General features: G+C 65.8%; 18 protein-coding genes. 11 read left to right on the top strand and 7 right to left on the bottom strand.

Features of this window, described 5'->3' with window-relative positions:
* Positions 1 to 105: 105 nt before the first annotated feature.
* Complete coding sequence (locus GGR36_RS09275; RefSeq protein WP_183634311.1) at positions 106 to 1,176, top strand: SurA N-terminal domain-containing protein; 1,071 nt, start codon at positions 106 to 108, stop codon at positions 1,174 to 1,176.
* A 49-nt stretch (positions 1,177 to 1,225) separates the two neighbouring features.
* On the opposite strand, the gene apbC is transcribed toward GGR36_RS09275, so the two are convergent.
* The 4 genes from apbC to GGR36_RS09295 form a co-directional block, all read right to left on the bottom strand.
* Positions 1,226 to 2,317, bottom strand: coding sequence for an iron-sulfur cluster carrier protein ApbC (gene apbC / locus GGR36_RS09280; RefSeq protein WP_183634312.1), 1,092 nt, complete (start codon positions 2,315 to 2,317; stop codon positions 1,226 to 1,228).
* A gap of 69 nt (positions 2,318 to 2,386) precedes the next feature.
* Positions 2,387 to 4,753: a putative bifunctional diguanylate cyclase/phosphodiesterase gene (locus GGR36_RS09285; protein WP_183634313.1), complete on the bottom strand. Its 2,367-nt coding sequence runs from the start codon at positions 4,751 to 4,753 to the stop codon at positions 2,387 to 2,389.
* Positions 4,754 to 4,778: 25 nt separating this feature from the next.
* Positions 4,779 to 5,405, bottom strand: coding sequence for a methylamine utilization protein (locus GGR36_RS09290; protein WP_183634314.1), 627 nt, complete (start codon positions 5,403 to 5,405; stop codon positions 4,779 to 4,781).
* Positions 5,406 to 5,413: 8 nt separating this feature from the next.
* A complete protein-coding gene (locus tag GGR36_RS09295; protein ID WP_183634315.1) occupies positions 5,414 to 5,812 on the bottom strand; it encodes a group I truncated hemoglobin in 399 nt (132 codons plus the stop codon).
* Between the two features lie 71 nt (positions 5,813 to 5,883).
* Here GGR36_RS09295 and GGR36_RS09300 point away from each other — a divergent pair, with 71 nt between their 5' ends.
* From GGR36_RS09300 to GGR36_RS09340, 9 genes are all read left to right on the top strand, one after another.
* On the top strand, positions 5,884 to 6,816 hold the full coding sequence (locus GGR36_RS09300; protein ID WP_183634316.1) for a DUF3034 family protein: 933 nt from the start codon (positions 5,884 to 5,886) through the stop codon (positions 6,814 to 6,816).
* A 67-nt stretch (positions 6,817 to 6,883) separates the two neighbouring features.
* Positions 6,884 to 8,974 carry a methionine--tRNA ligase gene (metG, locus tag GGR36_RS09305; RefSeq protein WP_183634317.1) on the top strand — a complete coding sequence of 697 codons (2,091 nt, stop codon included), beginning with the start codon at positions 6,884 to 6,886 and terminating at the stop codon, positions 8,972 to 8,974.
* 14 nt (positions 8,975 to 8,988) lie between these two features.
* Positions 8,989 to 9,252 (top strand): hypothetical protein, encoded by a 264-nt coding sequence (locus GGR36_RS09310; RefSeq protein ID WP_183634318.1) that lies wholly within the window; start codon positions 8,989 to 8,991, stop codon positions 9,250 to 9,252.
* Between the two features lie 8 nt (positions 9,253 to 9,260).
* Complete coding sequence (locus GGR36_RS09315) at positions 9,261 to 9,614, top strand: CidA/LrgA family protein (RefSeq protein WP_183634319.1); 354 nt, start codon at positions 9,261 to 9,263, stop codon at positions 9,612 to 9,614.
* Positions 9,611 to 10,342, top strand: a complete 732-nt coding sequence (locus GGR36_RS09320) for an LrgB family protein (RefSeq protein WP_183634320.1) — start codon at positions 9,611 to 9,613, stop codon at positions 10,340 to 10,342. Before GGR36_RS09315 ends, GGR36_RS09320 begins: the two co-directional genes overlap by 4 nt.
* Before the next feature lie 71 nt (positions 10,343 to 10,413).
* Complete coding sequence (locus GGR36_RS09325) at positions 10,414 to 12,102, top strand: SulP family inorganic anion transporter (RefSeq protein ID WP_183634321.1); 1,689 nt, start codon at positions 10,414 to 10,416, stop codon at positions 12,100 to 12,102.
* Positions 12,099 to 12,389 carry an acylphosphatase gene (locus tag GGR36_RS09330; protein ID WP_183634322.1) on the top strand — a complete coding sequence of 97 codons (291 nt, stop codon included), beginning with the start codon at positions 12,099 to 12,101 and terminating at the stop codon, positions 12,387 to 12,389. The genes GGR36_RS09325 and GGR36_RS09330 overlap by 4 nt, the downstream gene beginning before the upstream one ends.
* Before the next feature lie 98 nt (positions 12,390 to 12,487).
* Complete coding sequence (locus GGR36_RS09335) at positions 12,488 to 13,090, top strand: peroxiredoxin (protein ID WP_183634323.1); 603 nt, start codon at positions 12,488 to 12,490, stop codon at positions 13,088 to 13,090.
* Between the two features lie 145 nt (positions 13,091 to 13,235).
* Positions 13,236 to 16,334: an EAL domain-containing protein gene (locus GGR36_RS09340; RefSeq protein ID WP_183634324.1), complete on the top strand. Its 3,099-nt coding sequence runs from the start codon at positions 13,236 to 13,238 to the stop codon at positions 16,332 to 16,334.
* Positions 16,335 to 16,341: 7 nt separating this feature from the next.
* Here the strand turns inward: GGR36_RS09340 and GGR36_RS09345 are convergent, their stop codons facing one another.
* Positions 16,342 to 17,064, bottom strand: coding sequence for a ComF family protein (locus GGR36_RS09345; protein ID WP_338086649.1), 723 nt, complete (start codon positions 17,062 to 17,064; stop codon positions 16,342 to 16,344).
* Between the two features lie 58 nt (positions 17,065 to 17,122).
* Here GGR36_RS09345 and bioB point away from each other — a divergent pair, with 58 nt between their 5' ends.
* Positions 17,123 to 18,121 (top strand): biotin synthase BioB, encoded by a 999-nt coding sequence (gene bioB, locus GGR36_RS09350; RefSeq protein ID WP_183634325.1) that lies wholly within the window; start codon positions 17,123 to 17,125, stop codon positions 18,119 to 18,121.
* A 15-nt stretch (positions 18,122 to 18,136) separates the two neighbouring features.
* On the opposite strand, the gene GGR36_RS09355 is transcribed toward bioB, so the two are convergent.
* Together GGR36_RS09355 and GGR36_RS09360 are read right to left on the bottom strand one after the other, a co-directional pair.
* A complete protein-coding gene (locus GGR36_RS09355) occupies positions 18,137 to 18,691 on the bottom strand; it encodes a BRO-N domain-containing protein (RefSeq protein ID WP_183634326.1) in 555 nt (184 codons plus the stop codon).
* 26 nt (positions 18,692 to 18,717) lie between these two features.
* Positions 18,718 to 20,931: a GGDEF domain-containing protein gene (locus tag GGR36_RS09360; RefSeq protein WP_183634327.1), complete on the bottom strand. Its 2,214-nt coding sequence runs from the start codon at positions 20,929 to 20,931 to the stop codon at positions 18,718 to 18,720.
* Positions 20,932 to 21,048 lie beyond the last annotated feature (117 nt).

Below are 21,048 nucleotides of genomic sequence, written 5' to 3' on the forward strand. Positions count from 1 at the left end.
CCGGCGCGCAAGAATAGCTGCCAGGTCACTATTGTCCGACTATCATTCGCGCTTTGCCGGAATCGCCCGGAAACAGCAATCTCAACCGAAAGGTCAGGAAATCCGATGGAAACACGCTACCGGATCATCTTCCGGGGTGAAGTCGTCGAAGGGCATGTTCGCGAGCAGGTCATGCAGACCGCGGCAGAGCGGCTTGGCGCCAACCCGGCGCAAGTCAGCCAGATGTTCTCCGGCCGGCCGGCGATCCTGAAGAAGAACCTCGACCAGACGGGAGCCCAGCGTTATGTGGCGCTGCTCGCCCGCATCGGCATGCAGGCCTCGGCCGAAGAAATGCCGGAAAGCCCCGCCCTTGCGCAGCCTGCCGCCCCGGTGGCAGCACCGGTAGCGCCTGTGCCCGTCGCAGCGCCGCCCGCAGCAGCGCCAGAGGCGGCCACGCCGGCACCGGTGCCCGCTCCGTCCCCCGCGCCGACGCCTGCCGGCGATGTGCTCGCCCCGGCGAACTTGCCGGATACGCCCTCGCCACAGTTCCTCGCTCCGCCACCGGCCGAACGCACCGCCGGCGTCGACGAACCCTTTGACCCCGAGCGCACCCACATTGCGGGCCACGCCCTGATGTCGGCGCATGACAGGGGCACGCAAGACCACGACGACAGTGCGCCTGAACCCGAAAGCGCGCAGCGCGCGGCGCATTCGATCATGCCGACGCAGATCGTCGTGCCCGACCGGCGCCAGCAAAGCGGCTTGACCGCGCTGCAGGACGCCGACCACGCGCTGGTCGCCACCTACCTCGACTCGATCCAGCAACTCGCGGCGGAAGTGGCGGAGGCGCCGCTGCCCGCGCCGGCCGAAGCGCCGCAGCTGACCGAGATCCGCCCGACGCCGAAGCACGCGGCGGTGCGCACGGAGGCCGAACCCGCGGCTCCGATGACGGCTCCGGAAGCAAGCCCGCCGCCCGCGAAACCCGCAACGACCGCGGCGCCGCTGCGTCGCCTGCCGGACGTGCCGACCGTGCTGCCGTCGTCGATCTACGCCGACACCACGATCATGGTCGATGGCCCGGAGAGCGACGAACCGGTCAAGACCAAGGCCAGCGGCTATTCGCAGACCCGGATCATCGCCAGCGTGCTGGGAGGCCTCGCCGCAGCCGCCGTGCTGCTGTGGATCGCGCTGCACTGAACGCCAAGGCACCATGAAAAACGCCGGCTTGATGCCGGCGTTTTCGTTTTCAGGTGTTCTGCACCACGATGTTCGGGAACTTGAAACGCATGTCGCGCTGTCGTTCCGCGATCGAGATGGCCACCTTGCGCGCAATGCTGCGGTAGGCATCGGCCAGCGGCCCTTGCGGATCGGCCACCACCGTTGGCACGCCGGAATCGGTCTGCTCGCGGATGCGGATGTCCAGCGGCAGGCCACCGAGGAAAGGCACGCCGTAGTCGGCGCACATTTTCTCGCCGCCACCGGCACCGAAGATGTGTTCCTGATGCCCGCAGTTCGAGCAGATGTGGATGCTCATGTTCTCGACGATGCCAAGGATCGGGATGCCGACCTTCTCGAACATCTTCAGGCCCTTGCGGGCATCGAGCAGCGCGATGTCCTGCGGCGTCGTGACGATCACCGCGCCGGTCACCGGTACGATCTGCGCCAGCGTCAGCTGGATGTCGCCGGTGCCCGGTGGCATGTCGATCACCAGGTAGTCGAGATCGTCCCAGTTGGTATCCATCAGCAACTGGCGCAGCGCCTGCGTGGCCATCGGCCCGCGCCACACCATCGGCTGTTCGACGTCGACGAGAAAGCCGATCGAATTCGCCTGCAGGCCATGCGCCTGCAGCGGAATCATCGTCTTGCCGTCTTCGCTCTCCGGGCGCGCATCATGCAGACCCAGCATCTGCGGCTGGCTCGGGCCGTAGATGTCGGCATCGAGAATGCCCACGCGCGCGCCTTCGCTCGCCAGCGCCAGCGCCAGATTCACGGCGGTCGTGCTCTTGCCGACGCCGCCCTTGCCGGACGACACCGCGACGATGTTCTTCACGCCCGGCAACAGCTTGACGTTGCCCTGCACGGTGTGCGGCACCACGCGGCTGCTCACCGAAACCTGTGCTGCGGTCACTTCGGGCAGCTCACGCAAGGCCGTCTCGACCCCCGCCGCAATCGCTGCATGCTGGCTGCGCGCCGGGTAACCCAGCTCGATCGCGACCTCGATCCGGCCACCCTCGGCCCGCACCGACTTGACCGCCTTGGCGGCCGCAAACGGCTTGCCGCTGACCGGATCGGTCAGCCCGCCGACGAATTCCTGAACCTGCTTCTCGCTCAGACCCATTGCTCGAATCGCCTCATGATGAACCCGACTAATTTAGTCGAGTTTATCACGTTGCATGGCGGCGCCGGCTCAGGCGCCGGAACCTGCCGCCTCGACCAGGAAGGGCGTGCGCGCCGCACGCCAGGCAATGAAGTCCTCGACCGCGAGCGGCTTGCTGGCGAAGTAGCCCTGCACATAGTCGCTGCCAAGACGCACCAGCGTCTGCCACTCCTCAATCGTCTCGACGCCCTCGGCGACCACGCTGAGCCCGAGGTTGTGGCTCAGTTCGATGGTTGATTTCACGAGGCTCTCGCCATCCGCGTCGCGGTGGATCCCCTGCACGAAGGAGCGATCGATCTTCAGTTCCGATACCGGCATCCGGCGTAGATACGCGAGCGAGGAGTAGCCGGTGCCGAAATCATCGAGCGACAGCGTGAATCCACGTGCGCGCAAAGCGTGCAACACGGTCAGCGCACGGTCGGCGTTTTCCATGACGCCGCTTTCCGTGATTTCGAGCCGGATCCGCTCCGGCGCCCCGCCTGACTGGGCAAGGAGAGCGTCCAGCACCTCTGGAAAGCCCGCGTCCTGCACATCGCGGGCAGAGACGTTGACCGACACGGTCAGCGGCGTGCCCTTCGCAGCCAGATCGCGTGTGAGTTCCATCGCCCTCAGGAGCATCCAGCGCGTGAGTTGTCCGATGCGGCCGGTCTGCTCGGCAAACGGGATGAATTCGAAGGGGGGCACGAAACCACGGCGCGGGTGCTGCCAGCGAATCAGTGCCTCGGCGCTGTCCACCCGGCCGGTCTTGAGGCAGACCTTGGGCTGCAGGAACATGCGCAACTCGTTCTGTTCGACCGCCTGGCGCAACTCGGACAACAGCGACAAATGCGAGGTGCGGCTCAGGTCCAGTTCCGGCGTGTAGATCGCGAACCCCGCCTGATGCCGGCGCGCGTCGTTCATCGCGATTTCGGCATTGCGCAGCAGTTGGGACATGGTGCCACCATGCGCCGGGTAGCTCGCGATACCGGCAGACAAGGCGATGTCGAGCGGTGCGCCGTCAAGCTCGAGGGCGCGCGCAAAGGCAGCTTCGAGCCGCGACCACACCACTTCCGGCGGCACACACACGTCGGCGCCGAACAGCATCGCGAATTCATCCGCCGCCAGTCGCGCGACCTCGGCGCCGGGAAAGGCGCTGCGCAAGCGCACACCGCATTCGCGGATCACCACGTCACCGATCACGTCGCCCAATGCGTTGTTGATTGCGCTGAAGCGATCGATGTCGAGCACCACCACCATCGCCAGCGCATCGCGCTTGAGTACCGCCTCGCCCAGCACGCCAAGTTTGGCCCGGTTATGCAGATCGGTGAGCGGGTCGGAGTACGCGAGCCGGACGATCTCGGCCTCGCGCAGTTCGACAGCCCGTGCCATGTCGTTGAACGCGGTCGACAGACGGCCGATCTCGTCGTGGTGCTCGACCGGCAAGGTCAGTGCGTAGTTGCCGGCGCTGATCTCGCCAGCGGCCGAGGCAAGCCGGCGGATCGGGCGCGATACCGTTCGCGCCAGCGAGCGGGTCGCCGCCACTGCGACGAGGAAGGCGATGCCCAGCAACACCAGCATGCCGTTGCGCAGATCGTCGTACGATTCCAGCGCCTCTTTCAGCGAGCGCAAGTCGAGCAACATCGCGTCGCCACCGTCGATGAGCGGCGTGGCGACGTACAGGTAGGTTGTATCGGCCAGAGTGATTTGCGTCGCCCCCGGCAGGAGTGGCACCTCGCCGGCCCCGAGCGCGCGAACCAGCGCCGCGCGCGCATCCGGTGGCAGGTTTGACGCGGTCAGGCTCGGGTGCGCCGGGTCCTTTGCCACCACGGCGACCTGCCCCCGGATCAGTTGCCCCAGTTGCGCCGCATAGCTGTCGTTGAGATCGAACCCCAGCGCGATCCACCCGATCAGGTTGGGTGCTCGCACCGGAATCACGACGACGACCATCGGCCGTCCGCCAAAGGTGGCGATGCCGTCGGCGCCATCCTGTGCCTGGGCCGCCTGCATCAGCTTGCCGAGCGCACCGGCGGCGACGGCTTGATTGGCGGGGGTACTGGCTACCAGCTGCCCGTCCGGGTCGAACAAGAGGGCCGCATTGGCATTGATGCGGCGTGCGTGATTGGCAAGCGCGGACACGATCGTTTCCGCATCGCGCGTCGCGACCGCTTCGCGGAATCCGAAGTCGGCGGCGAGCACGCGCGCAGCCAGGCGATAGCGCTCGCGATCCTGGGTAATCTTGTCGTGCAGCACGCGGGCACCTGTTTCGACCTCGGCGCGAACGCGCTTGTCGACGAAGCTGTCGCTCTCGACCCGAATCGCCACAATCGCGGCGACGAAGAAGAGCCCGAGCAGGCCGGCGAGCAGCAGGCCGATGCGCGTACCAAAGGACCATTCGCGCGCACGCAGCCAGCCGCGCATGGGCGGCGCCGCTGTGGCCCGGGAATCACTTGGGCGAGTAAGGATGCTGTTCTCCCTTCGGGCGCTGAGGCTTGAGCGAGATCTGTACCGGCAGCGTCTGCGCCGAACCGTCAATACGTACCTGACGGATCAGTTCGGCGCCGGTGCTGTCGGGATGCCACACATGCAATTCATAGTCTCCGGGCGGCACGCCCTTGAGGGCGATCTCGCCTTCGTCCTCCGAGCTGCCGAAGTAAGGCGCCTCGGTCACATAGACATACGCAATCATCCAGTCGTGGATGTTGCAACCCAGGACCACCACGCCCGGCTTGTCGAACAGCACCGGGTCGGCCTTGGTACCGGCGTAGAGCTTGAGTTCAAACTTCTTCGCCGGCGAGAACGAATAGACGCTGTGGCGGATATTGTCCTGATTCGGAAAGGTCGCGAGCGTGCCGGCCGGCACCACCGAGACGTAGGGCACGAACTCTTTCTTCACCTGGTCGATGATCGCCTTGCCCGGCTTGGCCTTGAGCTCCTTGCCCAGCGGGGCAAGGGTTGCGACCGCGTACTCGATCGGTGCGCCGGCCGGTGTCATGACATTCACCTTGACGTCGGTCGCGCCCACCCCGGGCGGCATCACGCACAACAGCAGCCACAAACCAATTCGTCGCATGCGCCCCCCTACTTGCCAACGATGTCGCGCTTCATCGGCGCGAGCTTTGCCAGCAGCGCGTTCTTGGCGGATTGAGGCACTGCGCGGGCATCAAGCACCTCACGCAGGTGCTCGACCATGCCGTAGAACTCGGCCTCGGTGATCTTCATGCCGCCATGCACCGGTGTCATCGGATCGCCTTCGTAGTGGCATCCCCCGCCGCTCAGCGCGCAGATCTGTTGCGCCAGCAGTTTCTCCAGTCGTGGGCGATTGATCTTGTCGAAGGTTCGCCGGGTGGCCGGGTCGCTGATGGTGCGATCAAGCAGTTCATGGACGATGCCCGCCACACCATCTTCGCCGCCCAGCGCTTGGTAATGCGCGGCGTCGGCGACGCTGCCCGCATCGGCCTGTGCCGCGGAAACCGTCAAGCCTGGCCCCGTAGCTGCCGTTAGCAGCAACACGCCCACGAACCTCCTCTTCCGACGAACGCTGTGTAACCATGCCCACATACCGCCCCCATGCTTCCGCCGCCGCGCACGGCACACAGAAGCCCGCGCGTGCCGTGCAGCGGTTAACGGCCCTGATTGCGCTGAGCTTGAGCTTCTCTGCCCATGCGGACCTGACGCTCGGTGCAGCCCCCGGCGCCCGCCTGACGGCTACGGGCGGCGTCAGCCAGATCGAAGGCAGTGGCGGCGGCGGCCTGGTGCCCTGGGCGCTGATCAGCGGGTATGCAAGCGCCGACCAGATCGGCGGGAGCGCCTTCGTCACCCGCGTCGACACCGGGGATTTCCGACTCGACAGCGGCGGCGGCGCACTCGGCATCGGCGACCGGGTGGAGCTCTCCTACGCTCTGCAGCGCTTTGATCTCGGCACGACGGTACCGGGCGCGTCGATCCGCATGGACATCGTTGGCGCCAAGATCCGCCTTGCCGGGGATGCGGTGTATGACCAGGACCGGTGGTTGCCGCAACTTGCGCTCGGCGTGCAGTACAAACACAACCGCGACTTCGATTTCGTGCCCAAGGCGCTTGGCGCAAACCGCGGCGACGACTGGGACGCCTACCTCGCTGCGAGCAAGGTGTGGATCGACGGCCCCTTTGGCCGCAGCCTGCTTGCCAACCTCACGCTGCGGGCCACCCGCGCCAACCAGCTCGGACTGCTCGGTTTCGGCGGCGACAAATCGGACGCCCATCGCATCGAGCCGGAGGCATCGCTCGGCCTCTTCCTGCGGGACGATCTGGTGCTGGGGGCCGAATACCGCGCCAAGCCCGACAACCTGTCGGCCTTCCGCGAAGACGCTTTTGCCGATGTCTTCGTGGCGTGGTTTCCGTCCAAGCGCCTGTCGATCACTGCAGCGTGGACCGACCTTGGCAACATCGCCGACAAGCCACACCAGCAGGGCGCTTACCTGTCGCTGCAGATCGCGCACTGAGCAATGCCCGGCCGGAGCGCCGTGCGCTTGCTAGAATCAAGGTTTTCCCCGCTGCACCGGAACGCTCATGACCGCGCCACAACGCAAGCTCTTCGTCACCACCGCCCTGCCCTACGCCAACGCCGCCTTCCATATCGGCCACATCATGGAATACACCCAGGCCGACATCTGGGTGCGGTATCAGCGCATGCGCGGTCACGAAGTGCACTTCGTCTGCGCGGACGACGCGCATGGCGCGCCGATCATGCTCAAGGCCGAGGCCGAGGGCATCACGCCGCAGGCGCTGGTGGCCGGCATCGCTGCCGGGCGGCCGCAGTACCTCAACGGCTTTCATATCGCCTTCGATAACTGGCACTCGACCGATTCACCGGAGAACGTCGAACTCTCGCAGGACATCTATGTCCGCCTGCGCGACGCCGGCTTCATCGACCGCAAGGTCATCGAACAGTTCTACGACCCGGTCAAGAACATGTTCCTGCCGGATCGCTACATCAAGGGCGAGTGCCCGCGCTGCGGCGCCAAGGACCAATACGGCGACAACTGCGAGAGCTGTGGTGCGGTGTACGCACCGACCGAGTTGAAGAACCCGTACTCCGCGCTCTCCGGCGCGACGCCGGTGATCCGCCAGTCGGAACATTTCTTCTTCCGCCTGTCCGATCCGCGCTGCGTCGAATTCCTGCGCGGCTGGACGCAGGACGGCCGGCTGCAGCCGCAGATCGCCAACAAGGCGAAGGAGTGGCTCGAATCCGGCGACGGCCTCGCCGATTGGGACATTTCGCGCGACGAACCGTACTTCGGCATCCCGATTCCGGACGCGCCGGGCAAGTACTTCTACGTCTGGCTGGATGCGCCGATCGGCTATCTGGCGAGCCTGAAGAACCATTGCAGCAAGAGCGGCACCGATATGGCGGCCTTGCTCGCCGATCCGCAGACCGAGCAGATCCACTTCATCGGCAAGGACATCGTCTACTTCCACTGCCTGTTCTGGCCCGCGATGCTGCATTTTGCCGGCACGCCCTACAAGGTGCCGAACAACGTCTTCGTGCACGGTTTCATGACCGTGTCGGGCGAGAAGATGAGCAAGTCGCGCGGCACCGGCATCTCGCCGCTGCGCTACCTGGAACTCGGCATGAACGCCGAGTGGATGCGCTACTACATCGCCGCCAAGCTCAACGCCAACGTCGAGGATCTCGACTTCACCTCCGAGGACTTCCTTGCCCGCGTCAACTCCGACCTCATCGGCAAGTACGTCAACATCGCCAGCCGCTGCGCCGGCTTCGTCACCAAACGCTTTGGCGGCCAGGTGTCGACCGAGTTCGGCGGTGACGGCGAAGCGCTGCTGGCGTCCATCGCGGCGGCGGCCGGCCCGGTCGGTGATTTCCTCGAAGGGCGCGAGTATTCCAAGGCGATCCGCGAAATCATGGCGCTGGCCGATCGCACCAACGAGTACGTGAATGCCAACGCGCCGTGGGAACTGGCCAAGAAGGAAGGGCGCGAGGCCGATCTGCACCGCGTCTGCTCGGTCGCGCTGAACGCCTTTGCGCGCCTGACACGCATGCTCGCGCCGGTGATGCCCGCCGTGGCGGAAAAGGTTGGTCGTCTGCTCAACTGCAGCTTCGCACGCTGGGATGACGCCAGCCTGCTTGCCACGATCAACCCCTACGAGCACCTGATGACCCGCGTCGATCCGAAGCAACTCGAAGCACTGTTCCCGCCGCCGGAGAACATCCCGCCGGCCGCGCCGGAGCAGCCGCAACGCCATAGCCAGCATCAGACGCACGAAGCGGTGGAAGAAGCGAAGAAGGCCGACGAATTCGAGCCCTTCATCAGCATCGACGACTTCGGCAAGGTGGATCTGCGCATCGCGAAGATCGTCTCGGCCGAGCATGTCGAAGGCGCTGCCAAGCTGCTGAAGCTGCAGCTCGATATCGGCGAAGAGAAGCCGCGCCAGGTCTTCGCCGGCATCAAGTCGGCCTACGACCCGGCCACGCTGGTCGGCCGCCTCACGGTGATGGTGGCCAACCTCGCGCCGCGCAAGATGAAGTTCGGCATGAGCGAAGGCATGGTGCTGGCCGCGTCGGACGACACCGGCAACACCCCGGGTCTGTTCATCCTGTCGCCGGATTCGGGCGCGATGCCCGGCATGCGGGTCCGCTGAGCCCGCCCGCACCGATGCTCAGCCGCCCCAAGCGCCGCGTCCGCCCGACGCCCACCATCATGATGTGGGCGCTGGTGGATGTGGCTGGCGTGCTCGCGCTGGCACTGGGTGCCGGCTATCTGGCGCACGGACGCGGCTTCTTCTTCGACAGCGTGCCGGCCTCGACGACCGAAGCGCTGTTGCTGACCTTCGGCGGCCTGGCAACGATTGTCGTTGCGGCAATCAAGATGCTCGCCGAAGTCCTCAAACAGATGCCGCAGGAGCCCCCCGCGGCCTGACCGGAACAATGCTCGAAGGCCTGCTCACCCTGCTCGTGTTTCAGTTGATCGGCGAAGTGGGGGCGCGGCTGCTCAAGCTGCCGGTGCCCGGGCCGGTGATCGGTCTGCTGCTGCTGTTCTGCACCCTGCGTCTGCGACCCGGCCTGATCGAACCGCTGCGCCCGGTCGCCGAAACCCTGCATCGTCACCTCGCCCTGCTCTTCGTGCCCGCCGGCGTCGGCGTCGTGATGTTCCTGCCGCGCCTTCGCACCGAATGGCTGCCCATCGTGGTGGCACTGCTCGTCAGCACCGCCGTGGGCCTGGTCGTTACCGCATGGGTTGCGCACCGCATGGCGCCCGAAGACCGGGAGTCGGGCGAATGATCCGCGACGACATCTTCCGCCTGTGGGTCTATCTCTCGGCGTCACCGCTGTTTGCGCTCAGCGCGACGCTGGCGGCCTATGTGCTGGCACAGCGAATCGCGGCCCGACTGCGCCACCACCCGCTCGCCAATCCGGTGCTGCTGACGGTGGTGCTGCTGTCGCTCGGCATCCTTGCCGTCGGTGAGGATTACCAGCGCTATTTCGAGGGCGCGCAGTTCGTGCACTTCCTCCTCGGCCCGGCCACGGTGGCCTTCGCCATTCCGATGGCAGCCATGTGGTCGCGCATGAAACGCATCCGGCTGGCGCTCGCGCTGGGCCTGATGGGCGGCGGCGTGGCGGGTGCGCTCAGCGCGGTGCTGACGGCCTGGGCGCTGGGCGCCAGCCACGACACCGTGCTCGCGCTGATCCCCAAGTCGATCACGACCCCGATCGCGATGGGCATTACCGAGCAGATCGGCGGCTCGCCGTCGCTGACAGCGGTGTTCTGCATCCTCACCGGCATTATCGGTGCCGCCGCAGGCCCCGCGCTGCTCAGCCGCTTCGGCGTCACCCGGCCCGCCGTGCGCGGCTTCGCGCTCGGCACGGCGGCCCACGGCATCGGCACCGCCCGCGCCTTCCAGGAACACCCCGAAGCCGGGGCCTTCGCCGGTCTGGCGCTGGGCATCCATGGCTTCGTTGCAGCCGTTTTCATTCCGGTCATCGTGGGGATAGTGCTCAAGTTCGTCTGACACGATGCCGCTGACACGTACAAAACGCTGGATCACGCAACACCGGGTCGGGCCCGGCCACCGTGACATGCATGAGCCCGCCACCCCTCATTGCATCGGAGCGTTTCACCGTGATCAGTTTCAAACCCAAGCTTCTCGACACCCTGCCCGGCTATAACCGGGAACAGTTATCGCGCGACATCTCGTCCGGCCTCACCGTCGGCGTGCTGGCGCTGCCCTTGGCGATGGCCTTCGCAATCGCGAGCGGCATGTCGCCCACGGCCGGCATCTGGACCGCCATCGTCGCCGGCCTGCTGATCGCCGCCCTCGGCGGCTCGCGGGTACAGATCGGCGGTCCGACCGGCGCCTTCATTCCGATCATCTATGGCATCGTCGCCCACTACGGCGTGCAGAATCTTCTGATCGCCACCATGCTCGCCGGCATGATGCTGGTCGGGCTTGCGGTGGCGCGCCTCGGCAGCCTGATCCGCTTCATCCCGCGCACGGTGGTGATCGGCTTCACCAACGGTATCGCTGTGGTGATCTTTCTCGCCCAGATCAAGGACTTTCTGGGCCTGCCGATCGACAAGCTGCCGGCGGAGTTCTTCGCAAAAGTCCGCGCACTCGCCGAGGCAATCCCGCATGCCGACCTGCCGACCGTCGGGCTTGCCTTCGCCTCGCTCGCAGTGCTGCTGGGCTGGAACACGCTGGCGAAGCGGGTACGGTGGATGGCCCGCATTCCCGGCCCGCTCGGTGTGCTGGTCATCGCCACCGCCGCCAATGCGCTGCTGCACTTGCCGGTGGAAACCATCGGCAGCCGCTTTGGCGGCATCCCGCGCAGCATCCCGCCCTTGTCGCTGCCTGACCTGACCCTGTCCGACCTCGGCAAGCTGATCTCGCCGGCGATCACGATTGCGCTGCTGGGGGCGATCGAGTCGCTGCTCTCGGCCCGCGTCGCCGACGCGCAGATCGAAGATCGTCACGATCCCAACCAGGAGCTCTTCGCGCAGGGCATCGCCAACATCATCGCGCCGATCTTCGGCGGATTTGCCGCCACCGGCGCGATCGCGCGTACCGCCACCAACATCCGCAGCGGCGGGCGCACACCGGTGGCCGGCATCGCCCATGCCTTCACCTTGTTCCTGGTGGTCGTGATCGCCGCCCCGCTCGCCGCACACGTACCGTTGGCGACACTGTCGGCGATTGTCGTGCTGGTCGCGGTGAACATGGGCGAGTGGCATGAATTCCGCGAGTTGCGGCGCTATTCGATGAACTACAGCGCGGTGCTGGTCTCGACCTTCCTGATCACCGTCATCTTCGATCTGACCCTGGCCGTTGAGATCGGCATGGTGCTGGCGAGCCTGTTCTTCATCTATCGGGTGCAGACGCTCAGCGGCGTGGAGCGCCTGACCTTGCCACCACGGTCGGCCGACGGCATCAGCAACACGGGGATCATTGCATTCCAGGTGTTCGGGTCGATGTTCTTCGGCTCGGTCGGCAAGATCGAGGATGAGCTCGACCCCGAACGTCTGGATGTAACGATTCTGGTGCTCGACATGCACAAGGTCATCAACCTCGACACCACCGCGCTGGAGATGCTGGACAATCTGCTGCGAGACCTGCGCAAACGCGATGCCGACCTGGTGCTGTGTGGCCTGAACAAGCAGCCCGATTCGATCATCCGTCGCTCGGGTTTCGCAGATCGACTGGGCGCCAACCACTTCTGCAACACGCTGCAGGAGGGCGTGGAAGAGGCGCGACTGCTGAGGAAGCTTGCATGAACAAACAGAGCGTCGAATTTTTCAGGATTACCGGCGTCGTGCAGGGGGTTGGTTACCGCTGGTGGATGGTCCAGGCCGCCGAGCGCCTGCAACTCGCCGGCTGGGTGCGTAACCGCACCGACGGCAGCGTAGAAGCCTTCGTGCGCGGGCCCAAACCGGCGGTCGACGCGCTCGCCGAATGGGCGCATCGCGGGCCGCCCGCAGCGCGGGTCAGCGGCTTTACCCGCACCCCGGCCGAAGATGACGATTCGGTGACATGGGAATTTTCGGAGCGCCCGACGGTCTAGAATGAATCGTTGATCGTCGCTGCACGGTTTGACGCCCTTCTTGGCGTCGTGAATACTCCGACGCCCAACCCATCCAGACATCCAACAAGGAGAATCACATGGCTGTTCTCGTCGGCAAGCAAGCCCCGGATTTCGTCGCCACCGCGGTCCTCGGCAACAACGAAATCGTCGAAAACTACAAATTGTCGGACGCCCTCAAGGGCAAGTACGGCGTGATCTTCTTCTATCCGCTGGACTTCACCTTCGTGTGTCCGTCCGAGCTGATCGCCTTCGATCATCGCCTGGAAGAATTCAAGAAGCGCAATGTCGAAGTGATCGGCGTCTCGATCGACTCCCAGTTCACCCACCTGGCCTGGAAGAACACGCCGGTCAACAACGGCGGCATCGGCCAGGTCGGCTACACCCTGGTTGCCGACATCAAGCACGACATCTGCCGCGCCTATGACGTTGAAGCCGCCGGTGGCGTGGCCTTCCGCGGCTCTTTCCTGATCGACAAGGCTGGCGTCGTGCGTCACCAGGTCGTGAATGACCTGCCGCTGGGCCGCAACATCGACGAAATGATCCGCATGATCGATGCGCTGCAGTTCACCGAAGAGCACGGCGAAGTCTGCCCGGCCGGCTGGAACAAGGGCAAAGCCGGCATGAAGGCTTCCACCTCTGGCGTTGCCGAGTACCTGGCCAGCCACGCCGGCGAACTCTGATCCGCCGAGCTGCGCCAGTTCACGGCAAAAAGGGCCCTGCGGGGCCCTTTCCTTTTGTGCGCTGCAATCGCTTTTGCCTTCAAGTTCTGCGCCCCCTGACCGTAAACACAGGATAGGTCATGGTTCGGGAACAGCTCGTCGCTGCATGTCAATCGCTCGTGTCGCCACTCTTCTGACCCTGTCGGGCATCAGCCTCCTCGCCGAAGCCGGTGAAGCGGGCGGTGCCGCGACGTCCGGCTGGTTCTGGCTGGCCCTCTTCAGCACCCTTGCAACGGTGGCCGCGGCGGGGCTCGCGCTTGCCATGCGCCGCCGCGCCACTGACATGTCGCAACTGCGCGACGAGGCACGTGTTGAGGCCGAGCGCATCCGCAAGACCATCGAAGGTACCAACGCCGTCTCGTGGGAATTCGATCCGGCCAGCGGCCTGTGCACCCATGTATCGCGGCAAGCCGAATTGCTGCTGGGCTTTCCGCTCAGCGCCTGGAGCCAGCCAGGCTTCTGGCGCGAGAATCTGCACCCGGAGGATCGCAGCTTCGTCGTCGAGTTCTTCCGCGCCCAGACCGAACTCGGTTTCGACCACGAACTCGAGTACCGGATGCTGCACGCCGACGGACAGACCGTTTTCGTGCGCGACATGCGCACCGTACACCGCAAGCGCGACGGCACGATCGACCGCATCAGCAGCCTGCTGATCAACCTGTCGGTTCACAAGGCGACCGAGGCCGCGCTGGAAGACAGCGAAGCGCGCTTCCGCTCCACCTTCGAACAGGCCGCCGTGGGCATGGCGATGTGTTCGCTGGCCGGCCGCTTTACCCGTGTCAATCGACGCTTCAGCGAAATCACCGGTTACTCCGAGGCGGATCTGCTGCAGTCTGAAGTCCGCGAGGTGGCCGACGCGGACGAAGTCGGCCGCTTCGATGCGCAACTCGCCCTGCTCGCCGACGGCGAACGCGAGGTGGTCACGCATGAGATGCGCATCCGTCGCCGCGACGGGCTCAGCGTCTGGGTGGCGGTCTCGGTGAGCGTCGTGCGCGCCCTGTCGCGCGAACCCAGCCAGTACATGGTGGTGATCGAGGACATCAGCGGGCGCAAACAGGCAGAAGCCGTGCTGCGTGAAAGCGAAGCCCGCCTGCGCACGATCGTCGCCACGCTCGACGAGGGCATCGTGATGCGCAGTGCCGCTGGCGACGTGGTATTCGCCAACGACGCGGTGGCGGCCATCTACGGCATGACGCCGGCGCAGTTCGCGTCTTTCCGGCTCGAATCCGGGCAAGTGACTTACGTTTACGCCGACGGATCGACGCGCTCGCCGGAATCCTTGCCGCCGATGCAGGCGCTGAAGCTTCGCGAATCGGTCACGGACATGATCGCGTTCCGCTTGGCGGACGGCTCGGTGCGCTCGCTATCGGTCAATTCGACCCCGTTGCTGCGTGAGGAAGACGGCAGTGCCTATGCGGTGGTCAGCACCGTCACCGACATGACGGACCGGCAGCGCGCCGAGGCGGAATTGCGGCTCGCCGCGTCGGTGTTCGACAACAGCGTCGAGGCGATCGTCGTCGCCGACGCCGAACGCCACATCCTGCGTGCCAACCGCGCCTTCGCCCTGGTAACCGGGTTTGACACCCAGGAAGTGGTCGGTCGCGACCTGCCCGACGTCACAGGCAGTCGGCATGAGACCGGTTTCTTCGAAGGTGTCTGGCGCACCATCGAACGCGAGGGCTTCTGGCAAGGCGAGGTCTGGAACACCCGCAAGAACGGCAAGGCGTTCCCCGAATGGCTGTCGGTCAGCGCGGTGCGGGACGCGGAAAAGCGCATTTCCCATTACGTCGCTGTGTTCGCCGACATCACCGAGCGCAAGGCGAACGAGGCCCGCATCGCCTATCTCGCGCACCACGACCCGCTCACGGGTTTGCCGAACCGGGCGCTGATGCAGGATCGACTGCAGCAATCGCTCGCGCGCGCACATCGCGAACGGCGCATGGTCGGCCTGCTCTTCCTCGACCTCGACCGCTTCAAGATGGTGAACGACTCGCTCGGCCACCAGGCCGGCGACCGCTTGCTGCAACAAGTGGCAGAGCGGGTCCGCACCTGCGTGCGCGACTCCGACACGATCTGCCGCCAGGGCGGCGACGAGTTCATCATCGTGCTCAACGACATCCAGAGCACCCGGGCGCCGGCGCGGGTTGCCGAGAAGATCCTCAATGCGCTGACCGAACCCTTCGATGTCGATACGCACCGTATCGGCACCTCGTTCTCGATCGGCATCGCGGTGTATCCGAACGACGGACGCGACGCCGAAAGCCTGATGAAGAACGCGGATACCGCGATGTATCACGCCAAGGAAAGTGGCCGGAACACCTTCCGCTTCTTCACCGAGGCGATGAACGCCAATGCGCTCGAGCGGCTTCAGCTTGAAAACGCCTTGCGCCAGGCGGTGGAACGCAACGAATTGACGCTCTACTACCAGCCGCAGGTGTCACTGCGCGACGGCACCGTGGTGGGCGCCGAAGCCCTGTTGCGCTGGCAGCATCCGCAACGTGGGTTTGTGTCGCCGGCGCGGTTCATTCCGATCGCCGAAGAATCCGGCTTGATCGTACCGCTTGGCCGCTGGGTGCTGCGCGAAGCCTGCCGCCAGGCGCGCGCGTGGGAACGCCAGGGCCTGCCGCCGATCATGATGGCGGTGAACATCTCGCCGCTGCAGTTCCGCCGCGACAACATCGTCGAGATGGTGCGCCAGGTGCTCACCGAAACCGGGCACGAACCGGATCGCGTCGAACTGGAACTGACCGAGTCCTTGCTGATGGAAAACGCCGGCGAGGTGCTCACAACGATCCAGCAGCTCAAGAGCATCGGCGTGCGGCTGTCGATCGACGATTTCGGTACTGGCTATTCGAGCCTCTCGTACCTGAAGCGCTTCGCCGTCGACCGCCTCAAGATCGACCAGAGTTTCGTGCGCGACGTGCCGCACGACTCCGACGACGCGGCCATCGTGCGCGCCATCATCCAGCTGGGTGAGGCCCTGAAGCTGGACGTCATCGCAGAGGGCGCCGAGACCATCGCGCAGGTCGAGTTCCTGCGCCGCGAAGGATGCGCCGAGGCACAGGGCTACTACTGGTGCCCGCCGGTCCCGCCGGGCGTGTTCGAGAGCATGCTGCACCGGGGAACGATCACACCGGAAGCCGACCAGCCCCTGCTCGCGGCCGGCTCCGGGCTGTTCGCCGCGGCGGTCGCAGAACGCAGCTAGGCCCGCGTCACCCCGGCGATGCGTGGCGCGGCGTCCGCGCGACAACCACCGCCTCGACCCGCGCCGCACCGGCTGCTTTGAGGGCGCCGGCCAGTTCGTCGAGCGTCGTACCGCTGGTCATCACGTCATCCACTACCAGCACGCGCTCGCCGTCGAAGCGACGCCGCGTGACGAACACGCCACGCAGGTTCCTGCGGCGCTCTTCAAGGGCCAGGCCGGCCTGCGGCGGCACCAGGCGCGCCTTGCTCACCGCGTCGCGCAGCAAAGGCACGCGCAAGGCCTTGGCGACTGGCCTCGCCAGCAGTATCGATTGGTTGAAGCCACGGCTGGCAAGCCGTTGCGGATGCAGTGGCGCCGCCACGACGCAGTCCGCTTGAATCCCGCTGGCAAGGCCGACCAGGCGTGACGCAAGAAAGCGGCCAGTACCGAAGCGCGCCTGGAATTTGAAGGCGTGTACCAGTTCGCGCACCGGAAACGCATAGGGGAAGGCGGCATGCGTTGCGTCGAAGCGCGGCGGGCGAGTAAGGCAGCGGCCGCAGACCGCAGCGCCGGGGCTATCGATCGCGCAGACCGGACAAGCCTCTTGCGGAGGCATGGGCAGGAGCCGGATGCATTCCGGGCACAGCACGACCGCGCCCGCATTTGCCGCACAGACGAAACACGCCTGCGGCAGCAAACGGGCGCCGATGCGGGTCCAGCCTTGCTGCAACGCGACAATCAGGTTTGACACGGCTTGCGCCTTTCACCGACCATTGATCGATTGTCACACCGCAGGCGAAAGACCCACTATGAGCTTGTCCGCAACCGCCGAGAAATCTGCCACGGCAACCGATACATCGCGTGACGCCGCACCCGCGCGCCGCTGGAGCACCGCTGAAGTCCAGGCGCTGTTCGACCTTCCCTTCATGGAACTGGTGTTTCGCGCCGCCCAGGTGCACCGCGAGCATTTCGACCCGAACGCCGTGCAACGCTCGACGCTGCTGTCGATCAAGACCGGTGGCTGCTCGGAAGACTGCGGCTACTGCTCGCAGGCCAAGCGCTACCAGACCGGCGTCGAGAGCGAAGAATTGATGAAGGTCGCCGAAGTGGTGGAGAAAGCCAAACTGGCGAAAGCCAATGGTGCCAGCCGCTTCTGCATGGGCGCCGCCTGGCGCGGCCCGAAGGACCGCGACCTCGAACCGGTGATCGAGATGGTCAAACAGGTCAAGGCGCTGGGGCTGGAAACCTGCGTCACGCTGGGCATGCTGCGCGAAGGTCAGGCCGAGAAGCTAAAGGATGCCGGTCTCGACTACTACAACCACAACATCGACACCGCGCCGGAGTTCTACGGCAAGGTCATCGGCACGCATTCGCAGGCTGACCGCTTCGACACCATCGACAAGGTGCGCGATGCGGGCATCAACGTGTGTTCCGGCGGCATCGTCGGCATGGGCGAATCGCGCCGCGGGCGTGCCGCAATGATCGCGCAGCTTGCGAACATGGAGCCGCCGCCCGAATCGGTGCCGATCAACAGCCTTGTCGCAGTAGAAGGCACGCCGCTTGCCGACCAGCCGAAGATCGACCCGTTCGAGTTCATCCGTACGATCGCCGCCGCGCGCATCACGATGCCGAAGAGCTATGTGCGCCTGTCGGCGGGCCGCCGCGAGATGACCGACGAGGGCCAGGCACTGGCTTTCATGGCCGGGGCCAACTCGATCTTCTACGGCGACAAGCTGCTCACCACCGGCAACCCGGACGTCGAGGGCGACCGCATGCTGCTGGAACGGCTGGGCATGAAGTCGGTGTAAGCCTCCGGCTTCGATTCAGCGGAACGGCGCCTCACGGCGCCGTTTTTCATGGGCGAACAGCACGTCGCGCTCAATCCAGCGCGAGAAGCGCAGGCTGTGTTCGTCGCGGCGCGTTGCGAGGTAGCGCCTGAGTGCAGCCTCGGAAAAACAGACGAGATCTTCGCCGGCCGGCTCGCGGTAGCCCAGCGCGCCGAAACGGTTGCGGAATCGCTCATGCACGACCTTGTCGACCGGCTCGCCGAGCGCGCGAAACACGTCGTCGGCGCAAAACCAGGTGTGATCAGGGTGTTCGAAGATCCGCACCTGAATCCGTTCGAACTCATACCAGCGGCCGTTCCAGGGCCGTACGGGCGACTTGCGCAGCCAGCGCAACAGATCGAATCCCGAGTGCGTCAGCGGCACGGTTGTCAGCAAGGCAGCGGGCGCCAGGGCAACGACCAGACCGATCAAACCCATGGCACGGAAGAAGATCCAGGCGATCACCGCCGCCATCGCGGCGCGGATCAGCAGCTGCGCCCACGCGCGCTCATCCACCCAGTGCGCCGCAGCACGCCACAGCTCGTCGATCAAGTGCGGCCCCGCCTCATGACGGCCGCTCAGGACGCGGCCGGGCCTGGAATCGACGGCGGCAATGCCGCATTGTCACCGCCTTCCAGCGCCTCGGCAGCCGCACGGCCGTAGACGCCGACAGCCTGATTGCGGCCGCGGCGCTTGGCGAGGAATAGTGCCTGATCGGCGCGGTGCAGCGTACGGTCCCAGTCTGGGGGGAGCGGGTCATCGGAGAATTCAAGCGGCGCAAAGCCGAGGCTGGCGGTGATGCGGCGCGGCCCGGAATGCGTCTCGACCGGCGTACCCGCCACGGTCTGCAGTAGCCGCATTGCCAGCTCGTCAAGGTGCGCGCGGCGGATTGCGGGCGCAAGCACCAGGAATTCTTCTCCGCCCCAGCGCACCAGAATCTCGCTGTCGCGCAAGGTTTCACGCAAGCGCCTGGCGACTTCCACCAACACCCGGTCACCGTCGCGGTGCCCGAAACTGTCGTTGATCTGCTTGAAATGGTCGATGTCGAGCAGGAACACCGCCCGCACCAGGTCTTCGGCGTCGTCTTCGCGACGGTGCGGCAGGTCCGGCGGCATGGTTTCGAGCACGCCAGTGAAATGACGGCGATTGAATAGCCCGGTCAGCGGATCGTGCGCGCTGAGGTATTCCAGGTCGGCGTTCTTCGCCGCCAGTTGCTGGTTGGCACGCCTGACCCGGCCGTAAAGCAGGATCGCGAGCGCGGTCGCGAGCGCCATGACCAGCGCGAGCAGCCAGTAGGAGCGGCGTGCCATTTCCTGTCGCCCGAGCTCCGCCGTCTTGAGCGCGTTGTCGCGATTGAGCAGCTCGATTTCCTTGCTGCGCTTGTCGGCCTCATAGCGTTGCTGCATTTCCACCACCGCGCGCTGGCGGTCGGCCCCCAGCAGCTTGTCTTCCAGGGCCTGGGCCTTGCGCACCAGGGCCAGCGCGTGTGTCGCATCGCCCGCGCGTTCGAGTGACTCGGCGTACTGGTTGTACATCGACAGCAGGTCGCCGGTCGCGTCTTGATGGCGGTAGTAGTCGCTACCGCTGTCCGCCAGGCGACGGCCCTCGGCGATCTTGCCCAGGCCAATCAAGGCGAGCCCGAGGTTGAATTCGGCGGTGGCGATACTCGGTTCGTCTTTTTGATGCCGCGCCAGAGCCAGTGCACGCTCGGACTGGGTGCGGGCCGCCGCGAAGTTGCCGATGCGCAGGTTCAGATCGGCAAGATTGATCATCACGCCGAGCTCGACGGTCTCGCCCCCCGCCAGCCGCGACAGCTGCCCCGCTGCCGCGGTTGCCCGGCGCTGGCGTTCGTGGTCGCCAAGCACTTCGGCCGCCAGCGCCTCGTAAGTCTTGGCGACCGCCATCAGGGTTTTCTGCTCACCCGCCTCGGCCAGCCGGTAGGACGCCTCGGCATGTTTCATCGCACCGCTGGCATCCTTCAAGGTCAGCAGCAGCGAAACCATGCTCAGGTGAGACTGTGCCTGGCGTCGCAGATCGCGGGTCTGCTCGGCCGACGACAGCGCCAGCTGGAACAGTTCGAGGGAGCGCTCGATTGCGCCGGTCTCATAGGCCACGATGCCGGCCGAGGATGCAACCCAGTAGCGCAAACTCGGGTCGCCGGATTGCCGCGCGAGCGGCTCGGCGAGGTCCATCCACGCCAATGCGGCGCGTGGCCGGCCCGAGGCGTCGAGCACATTGGCGCGCAGCGTGTAGGCCGACGCCAGGGTTGCCGTGTCCTTGGAGCGATCGCCCATGCCTTCGAGTTCGCCTGCCACCGCTTCGGCGACGGCCCGCCCCCCGGTCATCGCGTGGGCGTAGCCCCAGGCTGCCAGCCACACCCGCAGGTCGCGCCCGCCAGCCCGGCGGGCCGCCGCCTCGAGACCGGCGATTTTTTCGATCACGATGTCGGAGTCCGCACCATGGGCGCGTTCGATGGCCTCCACTTCGTCAGCCACGCCCGCGACGGCAGCGCGGGAAAGCAGCATCAACGCGAGCAGGACCAGGCGTACGCCACGGCCCTGGAACGCGCGAACAACACCGGTGCAGGAAAAGGTCATCTCAGAGCGATCAACGGTACCAGACTTGTTATCGGCGTCGCCCGCCATCGGCTTGAGGGGCTCGGGCGACAGCCGTCGGCCGCGCCGACGAACGGCGCCAGCGCGCCAGCGGGTATCGCAGCCAGCGCCTATAAAGTCAGTACGCCGCTTGCCGATAAGTATGAGGTGGCCTTCCTGCGGCGATATGGAAGGCATGTTCGCTCCGTCCGGACAGCGAGAACCGCCGATGCCCTTCAGCCCTGCTGCGATGAACGCCTCGCATGACGAAGTCGCCAGCGCCACTTCTGTGAGTACAGGATCGCACCAGCGCCG

This window comes from Niveibacterium umoris, assembly GCF_014197015.1.
GTDB lineage: Bacteria > Pseudomonadota > Gammaproteobacteria > Burkholderiales > Rhodocyclaceae > Niveibacterium > Niveibacterium umoris.

Coding starts and splice junctions, on each gene's coding strand:
- metG (WP_183634317.1), top strand. CDS start 6,884: ATGACCGCGCCACAACGCAAGCTCTTCGTCACCACCGCCCTGCCCTAC.
- GGR36_RS09360 (WP_183634327.1), bottom strand. CDS start 20,931: ATGCCTTCCATATCGCCGCAGGAAGGCCACCTCATACTTATCGGCAAG.
- GGR36_RS09315 (WP_183634319.1), top strand. CDS start 9,261: ATGCTCGAAGGCCTGCTCACCCTGCTCGTGTTTCAGTTGATCGGCGAA.
- GGR36_RS09285 (WP_183634313.1), bottom strand. CDS start 4,753: ATGCGCGGCTGGCTGCGTGCGCGCGAATGGTCCTTTGGTACGCGCATC.
- GGR36_RS09320 (WP_183634320.1), top strand. CDS start 9,611: ATGATCCGCGACGACATCTTCCGCCTGTGGGTCTATCTCTCGGCGTCA.
- GGR36_RS09330 (WP_183634322.1), top strand. CDS start 12,099: ATGAACAAACAGAGCGTCGAATTTTTCAGGATTACCGGCGTCGTGCAG.
- GGR36_RS09335 (WP_183634323.1), top strand. CDS start 12,488: ATGGCTGTTCTCGTCGGCAAGCAAGCCCCGGATTTCGTCGCCACCGCG.
- GGR36_RS09325 (WP_183634321.1), top strand. CDS start 10,414: ATGAGCCCGCCACCCCTCATTGCATCGGAGCGTTTCACCGTGATCAGT.
- bioB (WP_183634325.1), top strand. CDS start 17,123: ATGAGCTTGTCCGCAACCGCCGAGAAATCTGCCACGGCAACCGATACA.
- apbC (WP_183634312.1), bottom strand. CDS start 2,317: ATGGGTCTGAGCGAGAAGCAGGTTCAGGAATTCGTCGGCGGGCTGACC.
- GGR36_RS09290 (WP_183634314.1), bottom strand. CDS start 5,405: ATGCGACGAATTGGTTTGTGGCTGCTGTTGTGCGTGATGCCGCCCGGG.
- GGR36_RS09340 (WP_183634324.1), top strand. CDS start 13,236: ATGTCAATCGCTCGTGTCGCCACTCTTCTGACCCTGTCGGGCATCAGC.
- GGR36_RS09300 (WP_183634316.1), top strand. CDS start 5,884: ATGCCCACATACCGCCCCCATGCTTCCGCCGCCGCGCACGGCACACAG.
- GGR36_RS09275 (WP_183634311.1), top strand. CDS start 106: ATGGAAACACGCTACCGGATCATCTTCCGGGGTGAAGTCGTCGAAGGG.
- GGR36_RS09310 (WP_183634318.1), top strand. CDS start 8,989: ATGCTCAGCCGCCCCAAGCGCCGCGTCCGCCCGACGCCCACCATCATG.